14 protein-coding genes are annotated in these 16,266 nt (G+C 58.8%); 1 reads left to right on the top strand and 13 read right to left on the bottom strand.

All coding sequences use genetic code 11. The features are described from left to right. Positions 1-287: 287 nt before the first annotated feature. The 3 genes from VMU57_RS05080 to VMU57_RS05070 form a co-directional block, all read right to left on the bottom strand. Complete coding sequence (locus VMU57_RS05080; protein ID WP_325381471.1) at positions 288-803, bottom strand: hypothetical protein; 516 nt, start codon at positions 801-803, stop codon at positions 288-290. A gap of 125 nt (positions 804-928) precedes the next feature. Next, on the bottom strand, positions 929-2,233 hold the full coding sequence (locus VMU57_RS05075) for a VCBS repeat-containing protein (protein WP_325381469.1): 1,305 nt from the start codon (positions 2,231-2,233) through the stop codon (positions 929-931). 23 nt (positions 2,234-2,256) lie between these two features. After that, entirely contained in the window at positions 2,257-3,618 is a 1,362-nt protein-coding gene (locus VMU57_RS05070) for a Gfo/Idh/MocA family oxidoreductase (protein ID WP_325381467.1), read from the bottom strand. Between the two features lie 296 nt (positions 3,619-3,914). On the opposite strand from VMU57_RS05070, the gene VMU57_RS05065 reads away from it, so the two are divergent. Beyond that, positions 3,915-4,613 carry a ribonuclease T2 gene (locus VMU57_RS05065; RefSeq protein WP_325381465.1) on the top strand — a complete coding sequence of 233 codons (699 nt, stop codon included), beginning with the start codon at positions 3,915-3,917 and terminating at the stop codon, positions 4,611-4,613. 42 nt (positions 4,614-4,655) lie between these two features. Here VMU57_RS05065 and VMU57_RS05060 read toward each other — a convergent pair whose 3' ends face one another. The 10 genes from VMU57_RS05060 to VMU57_RS05015 all read right to left on the bottom strand — a co-directional run bounded on the left by VMU57_RS05060 (position 4,656) and on the right by VMU57_RS05015 (position 16,210). Further along, complete coding sequence (locus VMU57_RS05060; protein ID WP_325381463.1) at positions 4,656-5,513, bottom strand: uracil-DNA glycosylase; 858 nt, start codon at positions 5,511-5,513, stop codon at positions 4,656-4,658. 24 nt (positions 5,514-5,537) lie between these two features. After that, positions 5,538-5,747 carry a DNA-directed RNA polymerase subunit omega gene (rpoZ, locus tag VMU57_RS05055; protein WP_325381461.1) on the bottom strand — a complete coding sequence of 70 codons (210 nt, stop codon included), beginning with the start codon at positions 5,745-5,747 and terminating at the stop codon, positions 5,538-5,540. Positions 5,748-5,824: 77 nt separating this feature from the next. Next, entirely contained in the window at positions 5,825-6,484 is a 660-nt protein-coding gene (gene gmk / locus VMU57_RS05050; protein WP_325381459.1) for a guanylate kinase, read from the bottom strand. A 50-nt stretch (positions 6,485-6,534) separates the two neighbouring features. Beyond that, positions 6,535-7,440 (bottom strand): YicC/YloC family endoribonuclease, encoded by a 906-nt coding sequence (locus tag VMU57_RS05045; RefSeq protein ID WP_325381457.1) that lies wholly within the window; start codon positions 7,438-7,440, stop codon positions 6,535-6,537. Further along, positions 7,437-9,308, bottom strand: coding sequence for an ABC transporter ATP-binding protein (locus VMU57_RS05040; protein WP_325381455.1), 1,872 nt, complete (start codon positions 9,306-9,308; stop codon positions 7,437-7,439). Before VMU57_RS05040 ends, VMU57_RS05045 begins: the two co-directional genes overlap by 4 nt. A 110-nt stretch (positions 9,309-9,418) precedes the next feature. Next, complete coding sequence (rapZ, locus tag VMU57_RS05035; protein WP_325381453.1) at positions 9,419-10,324, bottom strand: RNase adapter RapZ; 906 nt, start codon at positions 10,322-10,324, stop codon at positions 9,419-9,421. Positions 10,325-10,367: 43 nt separating this feature from the next. Continuing rightward, positions 10,368-10,994: a ribosome hibernation-promoting factor, HPF/YfiA family gene (gene hpf, locus VMU57_RS05030; protein WP_325381451.1), complete on the bottom strand. Its 627-nt coding sequence runs from the start codon at positions 10,992-10,994 to the stop codon at positions 10,368-10,370. A gap of 30 nt (positions 10,995-11,024) precedes the next feature. Then, complete coding sequence (rpoN, locus tag VMU57_RS05025; protein WP_325381449.1) at positions 11,025-12,722, bottom strand: RNA polymerase factor sigma-54; 1,698 nt, start codon at positions 12,720-12,722, stop codon at positions 11,025-11,027. Between the two features lie 258 nt (positions 12,723-12,980). After that, positions 12,981-13,709, bottom strand: a complete 729-nt coding sequence (gene lptB / locus VMU57_RS05020) for an LPS export ABC transporter ATP-binding protein (protein ID WP_325381447.1) — start codon at positions 13,707-13,709, stop codon at positions 12,981-12,983. After that, the gene (locus VMU57_RS05015) at positions 13,706-16,210 is read right to left on the bottom strand and encodes an LptA/OstA family protein (protein WP_325381445.1); all 2,505 of its coding nucleotides are present in this window, start codon (positions 16,208-16,210) and stop codon (positions 13,706-13,708) included. Before VMU57_RS05015 ends, lptB begins: the two co-directional genes overlap by 4 nt. Positions 16,211-16,266: the final 56 nt, after the last annotated feature.

The following is a 16,266-nucleotide window of genomic DNA, read 5'->3' as shown; positions in this document are numbered from 1 at the left end:
AGTCACGCCATCCACCGCATAGGTGAAGGTCTGGTCCAGCGGAACCGGAAGAGCGACGTCACAAAACAGAGGCATCTCTCCAGCTTAGCGGACGCGGCAGAACTCCGTAGCCAGCAGCTCCCAGGAAGGTCTGCCGCAAATGATTTGTCATCCTTCAGCGAAGCCGGAAGACCCGCATAAAATAAAACAGTGTCATCCTTCGCGGAGGATCCACATAAGCATTGTCATCCTTCGCCGCAGGCGGAGGATCTGCTGTTGTCTTCCCGGCGTTTTCCTTTGGAATCTCCCTACGCTGGCGACGTCGCGTTAATCAGCAGCAGACTCACCGCTCCCTCGGTCGTCCGCTTATGCGGAGTCATCCTTGGCACCACCAGCATGTCGCCCTTGTTCAGCGTGATCGTCGTATGCCCCTCCGACTCCGGCGCAAGCCACTCACCCGGCTTGGTCTGCCGCGCATTCTTCGGTGTGCCGCCAAGCTCGTACTGCGTCGAGCCGTCGAGCACCTGGAAGACGTGGTCTCGGTGCTGGTGATACTCGAACTCTTTCGCCGCCTTCTTTTCTTCCGCGCTGATCGTGATCGAAACGCCCACCTTGCCGGTGACAATGTCCTTCGCCGCTGGCGCTTCTTCAAGGTTCTTCACCATGCCTTCGAGCGTCGCAGCCGGAAACACTTTGAAGGTCGCGCCCTGCCCGGCTTCGGAATCGGCAGGCGCAGCGTGGAGCAACGTATCGGTTAAAGGGAGAGCAGCGGCGGCGAGGGGAGCCGTCCAGAGGAAGTTGCGGCGAGTTTGTACGTTAGCCATGCAAAAAAGTGAATCATATTCAATGCTGTTCACGCCACATGTAACCCCTAAAATGCAAATTCACCGGTTACAAGGGCATCCCTGTAACCGGTGAAATGTATTTATACAGGTTACATTGTCAAAGATCAGCGCGGGCCATCCTCCTGCGGGACCTCCTGGCCTTCGCCGGGGAACGGCCATTTGCGCTCAATCGGCTGCTGCGCCTCGCGCGTCTCCTTGGGAACATTCGTGTCCATCTTCAGATTTTCCATGAAGTGCACGCCCAGCTTACCCGCAGTGGCAAGGTCGATATCGCCGTCGTGATCGAGATCTTCTGCAACGATCTGCGTTCCAATGCCCGCAGTGCCATTGACTGAGATCGCCGTCCGCGTAAACGTCCCGGTCTTGCGATCGATCCGATAAACGTAGACCACCAGCGGATCATACGACCCCGGATCGTTGCCCGAGTGCCCGCGATAGCGCTTGCCTGTAATCAGCACCGGGACACCGTTGCCATCCAGGTCGACCAGCTTCAACGCATGAGACTGCGAGAAGGACTCGTCGATGGTATGCCGCGTCCACGTCCGATGCGCCGCCGTGCCTCCCTGCTGCAGCCAGTAGAGCCCATAGCTGTGCCCCTGGCCATAGATCAGGTCGAGCTTGCCGTCGTTATTGACGTCGTAGCCGAGAATCGGAAATCCGGCATCGCCAAGCCGCCAGTCCGCATGCCAGATCCACTTGTCATGATCGGCATCCACGTTCTGAAACCATCCGGATGGCGTGAGGATATCCGCCTTGCCGTCGCCGTTCACGTCGGCGATGCCGATGCCGTGACCGTCCTGCTCCTTGCCGCCGACGTGATGCACCTTCGGTGTTGCGCCGGAGAAGTCGACCCAGATGACTCCCGAATGGTTGTAATGCGCAAGCGCGACATCCGGCTTGCCGTCGCCGTTGATGTCGGCAAACGCGCCGCCTTCGGTGTCGTAGCTATTAGTGATGAAGTGCTTCTGCCACATCGCTCCCGGCTTCTTCGGATTCTCGTACCACCAGAGACCGTTCGAGATCCAGCCCGTGGTCACAACATCGGGCGCGCCGTCGTGGTTCACATCGATCGTCCACTCTCCGCAGTCGGAGACGAACTCGTTGTGAATGCCGACGGTGCGGTACTGGTGCTGCTTCCAGTCCCCGCCATGCGGCCCCGGATTCTCATACCAGTAAGCACCGCTAAGCAAATCATCGAAGCCGTCGCCGTTCATGTCGAGCGTGGTGATGCCCTCGGCATGATCGTTGCCCAGCCGATGCGCCAGAAAGGCGAGCCGCGGCTTGCCATCCGGCCCATTCCCCGGTTTAGGCTGGCGAAATTCCGTGGCATGACTGGGGTCCTGCGCCTGAGCAGCTACCCCTGTGCCAAGAACGAGAAGAACAGCGAGTGAAAGAGCAGAGATTCTCATAAAAGTTTTTACCCAGAACTTTCTCAGCCAGCCTGCGATGAAACCAGCTTCATGGTGGTGGGATTCCAATGAACGACGTTGCCCTTCTCCATGCTCAGGTTGCTGAGCAGCGCCGCTCCCGCCGCGCGGAATCCGAACACCGCATCTTCCACCACCGGCTTGCGCGTGCGCACCGAATCGAAGAAGTTGTGGAAGTGGTCGTAGCTGTCGCTGTATCCCCGGGGCGCGACATACCGCTCCAGGCCTACCTCATGCATGGTGTTCAGGGGTTCGACCGGATACTTCTCGCGATACTTCGCGACGTACTCCTTCTGCATCGCATTGGTAAAGGTGCTGACGGTATAGCCCGGCTCCTTCTCACGCGGCACGCGGTTCAGGATCACGGAGTTGCCCGCAATCTCGATCGTTCCCTCCGAGCCGGTAAAGAGCAGACCTTCGCTCTCCTCGCCGCCATCGACGAAGTTGACGCGAAGGCTGAGGTTGAAGCCCTCTTCGTAGTCGAACAGCGCCAGCATCACATCGGGAACGTTGCGCCCGTCCTTCCAGAAGCGCAGCCCTCCGGTGGCCATCGCCCGCGTTGGCCCATGCGATCCAGTGATGAAATGCGTGCCGCTGAAGAGATGGACGAACAGGTCGCCCGCCACGCCGCTGCCGTAGGCCTTCCACTTGCGCCACTGGAAGAAGTGTTCCGCATTGAAGGGAATCTTCGGCGCCGTTCCCTGGAACCGCGGCCAATCGCAGGTCTCCGGACTCGCGTCCAGAGGAATGGAGTAGTCCCACGCTCCGATGGCGGAGTTCCTGTCCCATCGCGCCGTCACCATATTCAACTTTCCGATCGCGCCCGAGGCGAGCAGTTCCTTTGCCTTGGCGTAAATGATGGAGCTGACGCGCTGACTGCCGATCTGAATGATCCGCTTGGTCGTCCGCGAGGTCTCAATAATCTCCGGGCCGTCCGCATAGAGGTGAATCATCGGCTTTTCGCAGTAGACGTCCTTGCCTGCGTTCATCGCGTCGATCGCAGCCTGTTTGTGCCAGTGGTCGGGCGTAGCAATGATGACCGCATCAATGTCCTTGCGCACCAGCACCTCGCGGTAGTCCCGCGTCGTGAATACGTCCTGACCCCAGACCTCTTTGCAGTGCGCCAGTCGCCCGTCGTAGCAGTCTGCGACCGCTACCAGCTTTACTCCCGGAACCTGCACGGCCCAGCCTGTATCTCCCTGGCCCTGGCCGCCCGCGCCGATGAGCGCAATCTGGATGTTGTCGTTAGCGGAAATTACTTGACCCGTTTCACGCGGGGCTAGGGCAAGCATGTGCATCCCAGATCCAGCCGCGGCAATACCAGCACCAGCGGCCTTCAGAAAAGCTCTACGATCCAGACTCGTCATAACAGGTTTATCTCTTTTCACGACACAGGATTTTGTTCTCGGTAGACACAAAAAACTTATGTCATCTCGGCGCGTATGTCCAGTACGATACAAAAATATGTTAGCGGTAACATCCTTGAAATTGACAGCAGTTTATGCATTGAGCGATGGCGCGCGCGCCATGCGATGCCAGTAAACGTCGTGCTCAATCTCTCGAAAAGAATCTCGACTCTTAGAAACTCATGGATGTCTTGTGTAACGTATGCGTTCGATGGATAGCTTAAACTCAGTGGAGTTCAGCATCCGAGGCAAAGTCCATGAAGAACCTGTCCATTGCAATCTTCCTGCTGCTCACTCTAGCGCTCGGCTGCAACACATCCCAGATGCCAACTCGTTCGCCCGACGTACAGCGAGAACCGTCCTCACGGCGAGCCTCGATCGCTCAAGACACCAATGCTGGTCAGCCCTTCGACTACTATCTCCTCAACCTGTCGTGGTCGCCGGAGTTCTGCTACAACCACCCCAACGCGGCCGAGTGCGCTCAACACCGTGCCTTCACGCTGCACGGACTCTGGCCACAGAACAACACCGGGCCCTACCTCGAGAACTGCTCCAATGCATCTGGTCCGCAGAACCCCTCGGCCTATAGCGACATCTACCCCGACACAGGCCTGCTGCGCCACGAGTGGAAGACCCACGGCACCTGCTCCGGACTGGCCCCGGACACCTTCTTCAACCTCGCTCGCCAGGCCGTGCAGAGCGTTGCGATTCCCACTGAACTCACCTCACTTGATCACCAGACGTCGATGCCCCCTGCACAGATCCTCGACCTCTTCGCAAGAGCCAATCCTTCTTTCCCACGCGAGAGCCTGGCTCTGAGCTGCGGCAACAATTACCTGACAGCCATCGAAGTATGCATGAGCAAGGCGCTCCAGCCCACAGCCTGCGGGCCTATTCGCTCCTGCCGAGCGAACACCGTGCGCATTCCACCGCCGCAAAGCGTGCCGGTCAACTAAATCTTTTTCCCTTGTAAGAGGAAGAACCGCCGCGTAGAAATCCTAAGCCTTTGCCGGAGGCTTTAGCCCCATCTCCGCCATCACCCTCTGCAGGTCCTTCCACGCTTCGCCCTTCTGTCGCGGATCGCGCAGCAGGAACGCCGGATGATAAGTCACCGCTACCTTTGCGCCACGGCAGCTGTGCCATGTTCCGCGTAGCGAGGCGAGCGACTGCTTGACCCCCAGCAGATAGGTCGCAGCCGTGGCCCCGAGCGCCACAATCACCTCGGGCTGCACTACGTCGATCTGCTTCACCAGAAACTGCGTGCAGGTATTGGCCTCGACCGGCTCGGGAACGCGGTTCGCCGGTGGCCTGCACTTCACGATGTTGGCGATATAGACCTCTTCCCGTTTCAGCCCCATCGCCCCAATCATGTTGTTCAGCAACTGCCCTGCCTTACCCACGAATGGAACACCGGAGGCATCTTCATCCGCACCCGGCCCCTCGCCCACGAACATCAGACGCGCACCCGGGTTGCCATCGCCGAAGACAATATTGCGACGCCCTGCGTAGGCCAGCGGACACCGGGTGCAGTCACCGATCTCGTCGCGAATCGCCTGCATCGCCGCTTCACGCTCCGCCACCGGAATCGAGGACTGAGGTAAGGGCGCAAGATCGTCAAAGCTGATCAATTTAGGAATAGCGGGCTCCTGAAGGCCATGGCTCGAAGGCAACGCGGCAGCAATAGCAACAGGAGCAGGCTCTACAGCTACCGGCAGCAGTTCAGCCGCAACAATAGCCGCAGCAGTCTCGACTGACTCTATCGCAAGCGGTTCGCCTCGGCGATAGAAGTCATGAATCCCCATGTCGCGGAAGTATTCGACGTACGCCCGCAGTTGCTGCTCTGCATCTCCAGCCATGACTCTATGCTATCGTGCGCGCGACTAAACGAGGTGATCGAGTGTCGGCTCAACCGCCTTCTCCGCCAGCACGAACTTCACATGTCCCTGTTCGATCTCGTCCTGCGCCACGCGGCAGGCCTTCGTCGACTTGGCGGCAATCAGTGGAGAAGCCCCGGACTGCAACTGCCGCGCGCGTCGCGCCGCACCTTTGACCAGGCTGTATTTGTTGTGGAAAGCACTTTGATTCGTCATGCATCTCACCCCGTAAACAGAAATCTACCTCAGAACGGTCGAATGTCCCAGACAACTTGTATTGGATCGTGCCACCATTATGCTCCAAAAGTCTGCAACGCGCTCTGCAACCGCTGCGAAGCGGCATTTGTCCGGCAGCTTTCGGCCACGGACTGTACTCCGTCCCGCTCCCCGCGCTCAAACAAAACAACGGCCCGCATCTCGGCTACCGCCTGCTCCAGCACGTCGTTCACCAGCGCATATTTGTAGTCGCCAATACGCTTCAATTCGTTCCGCGCCTCGGCCAGTCTGCCTTCGATCACCGCCTCCGAAGTGACATGTTCGGCCACGCTGCGGTTGCGCAGCCGCATCTCCAATACCTGCGGACTTGGCGGCAGGATAAAGATCGACACGGCCTTCGGCAGCTTCGCCATCACCTGCACCGCGCCCTGTACATCGATATCCAACAACAGGTCTTTGCCCGCCTCCCGTGCGTGGGCGAGCGTCGACATCGCCGTCCCGTAGTAGTTCCCAAAGACCTCGGCCCACTCCAGAAAATCTCCCGCCGCAATCATCCTCTCAAACTCCTCGCGGCTGGTGAAGTGGTACTCCCGCCCATTCTCCTCCGAGCCCCGGGGAGCCCGTGTCGTATAAGAGATGGAAAAATCCAGCCCCGCAACCAGCGTCCTCAGCTGGCTCACCAGCGTTGACTTCCCTGACCCCGAGGGCGCCGAAATAATAAAGAGTATGCCTGCCATTCGTTTGAAAACCCTGCCTGCGCGATATCTATTCAGTCTATCTGCTTGCTTTACTCCAGATTCTGAACCTGCTCCCGCGCCTTCTCGATCTCCGCCTTCATCTCCAGGCCAAGTTCGGTAATCCGCAAGCTATTTCCACCGGATGCTCCGCTGGTCTTGGACAACATCGTATTCGCCTCGCGATTCAACTCCTGCAGGAGAAAATCCAGCCGCTTGCCAACCTCTCCACCCGCGTCCAATATCCCGACAAAGTGATCGATATGCGTGCGCAGACGCACGATCTCCTCGTCGACATCGCTCTTCTCAGCGAGCACCGCGGCCTCTGCCAGCAGACGCTCCTCGCTCACCGACGTACTTTGCATCAGCTCCGCCAAACGCGCACGCAGACGCTCGAACAGGGCATCGCGCACACCGCTGCGCAAACCCGCTACCTCATTCGCAGACGTCAGTAGTCGCGACATCGACGCACGCAACTCAGCCGCCAGCGCTGCGCCTTCCCGCGCGCGAACCTCATTCAACTTGCCCACCAGCTCATCGACCAGCGACAGAACCGCCTCATCGAGCCCCTGCATCGCCTCTTCGCTGACGCTGCTCTCAGCGCTCATCAGGCCAGGAAGTCGCAGGATCGAATTCATGTCCGGCTCGCTCGTCAGGCCATGCAACGCCGAAGCCTCGCGAAACGCCTTCACATAGGCGTCCAGCAGCGCCGCATTCAATTGGATCTGGATATTCCCCTTCCGCTCCAGTTGCAGCGTCACATCGACATGCCCACGCCGCAGCTTCTCCTTCAACATGCGCCGCAACTGGATCTCCATCCCGTCGCAGGACGATGGCAGCCTAAATTGCAGGTCGAGAAACCTGTGGTTAACGCTCTTGATCGTCAGCGTAAAGCCAAGCTGCTCCCTCACTGACCCGCGCAGATTTGCATACCCCGTCATCGAATAGATAGAACTCACGCAGTCCCCTCCAACTCCGTCGCAGGAACAGCATCGCCGTTGCTTACGCTGCTCACATCATCTCTGCTGAACTGCAAATCATGCAGCCGGCGGTAGGTTCCCGATTGCAACAGCAGCTCTTCATGCGTCCCCATCTCGGTGATCCGGCCATTCTCAATCACTGCGATTCTCGTGGCCCGGCGCACCGTCGAAAGCCGGTGCGCGATCACAAACACCGTCCGCCCCTGCATCAGGTTCGCCAGAGCAGCCTGCACTAAATGCTCGCTCTCCATATCGAGAGCGGAGGTGGCCTCATCCAAAATCAGAATCGGCGCGTTCTTCAGGATCGCCCGTGCAATCGCCAGCCGCTGCCGTTCGCCGCCACTCAGCCGAACGCCTTTTTCGCCGATCTTCGTGTCGTAGCCTTCAGGCATCCTCATGATGAAGTCATGCGCCAGCGCCATCCGCGCCGCCTCTTCCACCTTACTCATCGGGACATCCGGCTGGCCGTACGCGATGTTATTGCGCACCGTATCGTTGAACAGCACCGTCTCCTGCGTTACCTTGCCGATCTGCTTGCGCAGGGAGACAATCGTCACGTCGCGCAGATCGTATCCATCCAGCAGAATGCGTCCCTCGTTCACATCGAAGAAGCGCGGAATCAGATTCACCAGTGAAGACTTGCCCGCGCCGCTCGGCCCTACAAAGGCGAGTACCTCGCCCGGATGCACGGAGAAGTTGATGCCTTCGAGCACCTGCTTCCTCTCGCCATCGGTCTCGTAGGCAAAGCCCACATCTTCAAATTTGATCTCTTTGCTGAACCCTTTCAAAGCGTGCGCCCGCTTCTTCTCCTGCACATCGTCCTGCGCGTCCATAAATTTGAAGATGTCTTCGCTGGCCCCGAGAGCCTGCTGGAAGCTGTTGTAAAAAAGAGCGAACTTTCGCACCGGATCGTATAGCGTGAACACCGCGATCAAAAAGGTGACGAACGATCCCGCCGTCATCTCGTGATGCAGAATCTTATTGCGCCCGAACAACAACAGCAGCGCAATCCCCACCGAGCCCAGAGCATCCATCAAGGGAGAGCTGATCGCCTGCACGCTGACCGACTTCAGGTTTGCCTGAAAGAGCCGTGTCGCGGCCCTGCGAAAGCGTGCCGTCTCCCACAACTCCATTCCAAACGCCTTCACAATTCCATTGCCTGTAATCGTCTCGTGAAGGATGTTCTGAATCTCCGCCAGTTTGTCCTGCCCCTTGCGCGTTGTGTGCCGTACCCCGCGGCCAATCCGGCGTGCCGACGAGATGACGATCGGCACAAAAAGCAACAACACCCACGCCAGCTTGCCGCCAATAACAATGACCACGCCAATCGTAAACAACAGAGTAAAGAGCTGCTGAAGAAAATCGCTCAGCACGGTCGACATCGCATACTGCACGCGTTCGATATCGTTGATCAGCGTCGACAGCAGCGATCCCGTGGAGTGCTTCTGAAAAAACGCGACTGACCGCCGCAGGATAGCGTCGTAAAGATCGTTGCGGAGGTCGGTAATCATTCCGAACCCGGCATAGTTCACCAGGTAGGTTCCCGCATAGTCGCAGACCGACTTCAATATCGCGGAGACCACCAGCGCATAGGCAACAACATCCCATGCATTGTGGAAATGGCTCGGAACAAGAAAGTTGAGATTGAGCGACCAGCCCAGATGCGGCACTTTAAATGTCAGCACATTGGCCGAAGCCTGCGGGCTCAGCACATTGTCGAAGATCGGCTTAACCAGCAGCAGGCGAAACGCGGTCATCGCGCCTACGACCGCCATGAGTAGAACGGAGATCATCGAGTACAGCGCATAGGGCCGCACATAGAGCAGCAATCGCCAGATACGCCTCACGCCACCACTCTCCCCATCGTCTTCATCGTGCTCGGCATCTCACTATTCTATGGGCTAGATCTTTTATCCTCGATTGCTGTAGCTTTTTATCCTCGATTGGCTGTAGCTTTTTAACGCGGCATGTCCCGGTGCGCCGTCTTCACCCGATATCCCGCCGCCGTCAGCCGCTTCTTCATCTCTTCGGCAATAAACACCGAACGGTGCTGACCGCCGGTGCACCCGAACGCCACCGTCAGATAGCTTTTGCCTTCCTTGATGTAGTGCGGCAAAAGAAATTTCAGCATGTCCATGGTCTTATCCAGAAACTCCGCTGTTTGAGGAAACTGCCGGACGTACTTTGCCACCTTGGGGTGCTTGCCTGTCAGCTTGCGGAACTCCGGAACGAAGTGCGGATTCGGCAAAAAACGCACATCGAATACAAGGTCCGCGTCCGAAGGCACGCCATTCTTAAACCCAAAGCTAGAGGAAGAGATCGTCAGGCTCTGATCGCTCTCCTCGCGCTCGAACTGCGCATTGATATGGGCTCGAAGCTCATGGACGTTGAACTTGGTCGTATCGAGCACGATGTCTGCAACGTTCCGAATCGGATCGAGCCGCTTCCGCTCTGCCCGGATCGACTTGACCACTGTATTTGCGCGCCCCATCGGATGCGGTCGCCGCGTCTCCGAGAAGCGCCGGATCAGCGCATCCTCGCTCGCCTCCAAAAACAGCACCCGCGTCGACAGCGCTCTGCGCACGCGCTTGAGGATCGCGGGAAACTCATCCAGCCGCATTCCCTCGCGCACATCCACCACCAGCGCAGCCCGCTCAATCTCTGCGGACTGCCGCACCAGGTCGGCAAACTGAGGCACAAGCTCAAGCGGCAGATTATCCACCGAGTAATATCCAAGGTCCTCAAACGCCTTCAGCGCGGAGAGTTTGCCTGATCCCGACAATCCTGTCAGAATCACCAACTCGCCCCTGCCAGTCGTATCCGATACTTTCTTTGCAGCCTTCTTAGCTACCTTGCGTGGCATGAACAAATCCTAGCATTACCACAAATTTTCCTAAGAAGCGGCATTACGGAACTTCAATCAGCTCCATCTTTCCATCGCGCTTGCGGTGGAGAACCATTGCCTGACCACCATGGTCGCGGAACACGAAGACATCACGGTCACGAAACGCCGCCTCTTTCACCGCTTCCTCGAGCGTCATGGGCCGCAGCGCCAACCCATCGGTCGAACGGGCAACATGCGGCTCTGCCAAAGGTGAATTTGACGGGAACGAATGCACCAGCATCGGCACTGCCTTCCTTCCCACACTGTTCTTCGCCGCTGCTTTGCCCGCGGCAGACTTCGCCGGGACAATCTCTTCATCCACGCTCTCGACGGCAGGCACGGTATCGGACTTACCATGCCGCTTGATTGTCATCTTTTTCTTCTTGTGCCGAATCGCCTGTTGCTCGATCTTCACCAAAGCATCGCGCAGGGCCAGAACCATCTCGGTCGATTCGCAGGCTGAGACCAGCTTCTGGTTTCTAGTCTGGATCGTCACTTCGGCCTTCTGCCGGTATTTATCCGTGGCCAGAATCACATGCACACTGCCCGCGTCTCCAAGGATCTTCGCAATCCGGGCCAATCCCGCTTCAGTCTGCAACTTCAACTTCCTGGTGATGGTTGCCTGTCTGCCCGTGTACTCAACATCCATATCGATTACCTCGTCTTCTGTTCGATGCGGTCAGCGCACACGGCGTTGGTGCGTACTTGGAATCTGCATGTCCTCGCGATACTTCGCCACCGTGCGCCGCGTAACCTGGATTCCCTGCTTCTGCAACTCGGCCGCCAGTTGGTCATCCGTCAGCGGCTTGCGTTCGTCCTCATCTTCGATCAGCTTCTTTACCTTCCGCTTCAACAGCACCAGCGGCAGGTCTCCACCTTCAGGTCCATTCACTCCTTCCGAAAAGAAGAAACGTAATTCAAACACACCCTGCGGCGTATGCACATATTTATTTGCCACCGCGCGGCTCACCGTGGAAGGATGCACCCCAATCTCTTCGGCTACCTCCTTGATCATCATCGGCTTCAGCGCATTGACCCCATGCTCGAGAAACTCGGTCTGCCGCCTGACAATCACATCGCACGTGCGCACAATCGTGTTCTTGCGCTGCTCGATGTTCCGCAGCAGTTGAATCGCCGACTTGTACCGCTCCTTCACGTACTCCTTTACTTCTTTTTCCGTCTGCTTCTGCTGCAGCATCTTCCGATAGCTCTGGTTCAGCCGAAGCGTGGGCATGTCCTCTTCGTTCATCAGCACGACGTACTGGTCGTCGCGCTTCACAAAGGCGACGTCGGGCTCAATCAGCCGGGCCTCGCTCTGGTTGTAGCGCTGTCCGGGTCGAGGGTCCAGCGTACGGATGAAGTCTACCGCCGCATGCACCTCTTCAGAGGTACGGCCGCAGCTGCGCGTCAACTCGCGCATGTCTTTCTTCTGTAACAAGGCCAGGCAGTGCGACACGATATGGCTGGCAATGCTGAAGACGCCTGCATGTCCCTCATCGTCCACCGCTGGCGGCGGCTCATCTACGACATCTGAATTCTCATCGCTGTCGGCAGAATGATCCGCCGCCATCAGTCTTCGACGTAATACGATGGCTGCTTCGCGCTGCTGCGCCGAGATCTGAATCAGCAGGCATTCACGCAGGTCTCTGGCACCCACTCCGATCGGGTCAAGAAAATTGACGATTGATCGCGCCTCCTGAACCACTGCCAGCAACGCCTCTTGCCGAAGGCTCTCGCCATCGGCTGCCGCGGCGATCTTAATCTCTACCTCGTGCGCTTCACCGTCGCCGGTTTCGTCAATCTGCAATGAGGAAGGCCTGGCCTTCAAGCCACGCTCGAACGGGATCGGACCTGACCAGACCGGGCTCTTGAACTGCTCCAGTCCCTCCATCAGCTCTTCGTCACTGGCGGTAAGATATCCGTTCTCGTTCAGATTGCCTACTACCAGTTCCGCCGCCGCGCGCATCTCGGGCGACAAGGTCAGCGAGCCAAGCTGCCACAGCAGATGGTCGCTCAGTGTGCTGGGCTGCGAAAGGAAATTTTCGAACGAAGGCTTGTCATACTCCTCGAAGTTCGAAGACGTCCGAAACCCAGGGTCGAGATAATCCTGAAAGTAGCTTCCGAAGTCGATCTCGTCGAACGGGTCCTTCTCGACTTTCTCGCTCGCCGCCGCTACCTCTTCGGCCGACCGTTCGCGGTCTCCCTCAATCCCCGACCGCTCTTCGAGTGAGATCGCCGACTCTTCGAGCTCTTCCAGCACCGGATTCTCCACCATCTCGGTGTTGATCATCTCCTTCAACTCAAGCTTGTTCAGCGCTAACACGCTGACCATCTGCACCAGCCCGGGCGTCAGCACCTGGCGTTGCGAAACCTTCATACTCAGCTTGGGTTGCAGCAGCAAATCTTTACCTCTCTCATGCTCCGGCTTGCTTCACATCATGCCATGGCCTGTTTTCAAATTCTGTACCAGCGGTCCCCTTGGCGTTCATCCAATTCGTGCTGAAAGCAAACAAAGCAACCACAGTTGGCCACAGTCTACACGCATCGACTGGTTCTCGCTGTAAGTCTAACCCTGCGAAACCCTGTGCACGCCGCATCTGGAGCAACCGCGCCTTACAACAGAAGTTGTACCGCGCTAACTCATTGAAAAGTTTTCGCCCAGATAGATACGTCTTACCTCCGGATCGTTGCCGAGCTCCTCCGGCGTTCCCGTCCGAAAAATCCTGCCCTCATTGATGATGTAGGCCCGGTCCGTCACCGACAACGTCTCCCTCACGTTGTGGTCTGTAATCAGAACGCCAATCCCGCTCTTCTTCAACCCGAAGATGATCTCCTGCAAATCGAGCACGGCAATCGGGTCAATTCCCGAGAACGGTTCGTCCAGCAGAATAAACGCCGGCTCAATCGCAAGACAGCGCGCGATCTCCACCCGCCTGCGCTCGCCGCCGCTCAGCGCGTAGCCTCGCGTCTTGCGAACATGCCCCAGGTTCAACTGCTCGATCAGCTTCTCGGTGCGCATCCGCCGGCTCTCCCAGCTCAACTGCTGCACCTCCAGCACCGCCAGAATATTGTCCTGCACCGTCAGCTTGCGAAAGATCGATGGCTCCTGCGGCAGATAACTGATGCCGTGGTTCCTCGCCCGCAGATACATCGGCAAGCGGCTGATGTCCTCTCCGCTCATCAATACACGGCCCGCGTCGGGACGCACCAGCCCTACGATCATGTAGAAGCTGGTCGTCTTGCCCGCGCCATTCGGCCCCAGCAGCCCGACCACCTCGCCCTGCTCGATCTGCAGGCTTACGCCGCGCACCACCTCGCGCCCGCCATACGACTTGCCGATCTCCTCCGTCGATAAAGTCTTCATCGATCCTTTTTCACCCGGGTCTCCGTACGCACCCTCGGTTTGCCTTCCACTCCACTTGAAACACCATTAGAAACCATGACGCTCTCATCGCCTGCATGGAATCGAAGCGATGTGCCTGTCACCGTCCCCTGAAGATCGTCCACAAGCTGCGGCGGAACTGCCGCCGTGCCCGTCATCACGAACATCCCATCGCTCGCCGTATAGACCGCTCGCTCGCCCGTCGCGCGCCGTCCCGGCTGATCGATCCTGATATGCCCGGTGGCCACAATTCTTTCAATCCCGCCGCCCATAAAGCCACTCGGCCCCGCAAGAGCAGGAGCTGCCTTCTTCGTGCCCGCATTGCCCGCACCCGGCTTCTGCGCTGCCTGCAGATAGACCACTGCATCCTCCCCGCGCATACGCCCGTCCACGCTCTCCACCTGCACACCGCCGCTGAACTCCGCCTGCCGGGTCGCGTCGGAATAAGTCAGCTCGCGGCTGGCGACTCGCACAACCTCGGTCTTACCCGCACCTGGCCTGGCCGCGCCAGCCTTTGCATTCGCTGCACTCACCAGCACGGTATGCACAACCATCGCATCGCCTGAGCCAGTACCATGCGCCACCAATTCCTTCTTCTTTTGATCGAACTGAATCACAGGAGCCTCTACCTGCGACGATCCCTGCCAGAGCCGCACTGGCTTGTCCGCCCCTCCGTAGAACATCGCCATCCCAGCATCATGCGTGAACACACCTCGCGCCGCCAGTACATGCACCGGCTCGCTCTCCTTGCCTGAGAGCTGATAGCTTGCCTTCACCGCCCCATCGGCCTCGGCGTCTCCCGTCTGCTGTTCCAGAACAACCCGGTCCGACCACAACATGCTTCCCGCATCGGCCAACTGCACATTGCCCGTCAGCGTCAGCTTCTGCGTCCCGCCGTCATAGACGGCCCGTGCCGCAGTGGCCTTCTGCTGCTGCGGCGCATTCGCGTCCCCCGGCTTCTTCACCGGAGTCTGCGTCATGGTCACATTGCCCTCCTGCACCGCGGACGAAATCTCATCCGCTGCGCCACCGGCGCGGCCAACCGTCGGTTTGAAGTGAACCTCAAGCCCGTCGCCCGAACTCGTCGTCACCACGCCCTTGGCGTTTACCTGGCGCAAGAAGGTGTGTCCCGCCCCATTCACCACCGAGATTCGCCGCACTCCATCCACAGGCACGAAGTGCGCGGTCAGGACATCCCCGGCAAGATCGCTGCTGGTCATGGTCACGTGTCCCGGCTTGCCGGTCGGGCTCGACACCTTCAAACGAGCATCTCCATTCGCCTTGGCATCCTGCAGCTGCGACTTCCCCGCCTTATCCGAAATCAGCGCGAGCTCTACCCTGCCAGCCCCAAGATCGCGCTCACTCCACAGCGCACTCGCGTCCGAGGCGCGAACCTTCTCATGGAGTTTCACCGCACCGGTCAGCAACAGATGCTGCAATCGCCCAGCCTTGTCGAACGAAGCGTTGCCCTCGGCAGCCTCTCCCTGCGACTGGCGCAGCGGTTCATCCGCCACATACCGCAGCCCACCTGACAACACCGCGGACTGTGGCCTGCTCTCCGCGTTCAGCAACACGTCACCTCGCGGAGCCACCACCTTGCCGCCATCGCCATCGGTCAGCGTCACCGCGCCCTGGGCCTCCATCCGCTCCGCCGACCCATCCTCGCGCAGATGGATGATCATCCGCTGCGCCTCTGCCGTCTGCCCTGCGCCTGCCTTCGCTCCGCCCACCAAAACATACTTCGCCTGCGTCAGCACCAGTTGCTTTTCCCGCCTGTTCAGCTCGGCCCGCGTGGCCGTCAACGTCGCCGGTTGGCCTCGCTGCAGCCCCACCACCTTCACCGCCGAATGCAACACCATCACGCCCGTGTCCGAGTCATAGTCGGCCCCCACGGCGTGGCCGGTGATCCCCCCGGACTCAAACTCAATCTCCTGATCCGTCGCGGCCACCCCCAGCTTCTGCATAAAGACCAGCCCGCTGGTCCTTACATGGATGACCCGCGCATCCTTCACTCCCTGTTGCGTCGCGACAGGATCACCTCCAGCCGCATACGCGCGCTTGCCCTGGGCGCTCGCCGGGGCCGGAGCCTGCAGGTCAATGCGCACCTCGCCCACCGCCCGTATCACCTGATTCTTCAGGTCATACTCGAACTCGCTGCCGTAGATGCGGTCCGCCCGGTTCGAGTCGTTGCCATATACCACGATCCCGACATCGTGCAGCGTGTACTTTCCATCCTTGTGCTGGATCGCCTTCGCCGCATGAATGGTATACAAGGTCTTTCCATGCGGGCCACCCGAGTGCGAATAGGTGAACCCATTCGTCTCCCTCGTCACGTCGATTCCGAGTCTTGCCGGCAGCTCGGTCAGAAACCGATGCGTACGATAGTGCGCATACCCCAGAAACGCAGCGATCACCGCCACCAGCAGGGCCGCGCCCACCAGCAACCAAACTCTCAGCCTCTCGACAGACATCGAAATACGCATCAAACCGCCCAACCTATCTTCTCATTCGGACGCAGTCCCCGCGGCTGTAAACTATC

The organism is Edaphobacter sp. (assembly GCF_035532915.1).
Taxonomy (GTDB): Bacteria; Acidobacteriota; Terriglobia; order Terriglobales; family Acidobacteriaceae; genus Edaphobacter.
Note: the sequence above shows the minus strand (reverse complement) of the source record. Positions and strands in the feature narration are given on the sequence as shown.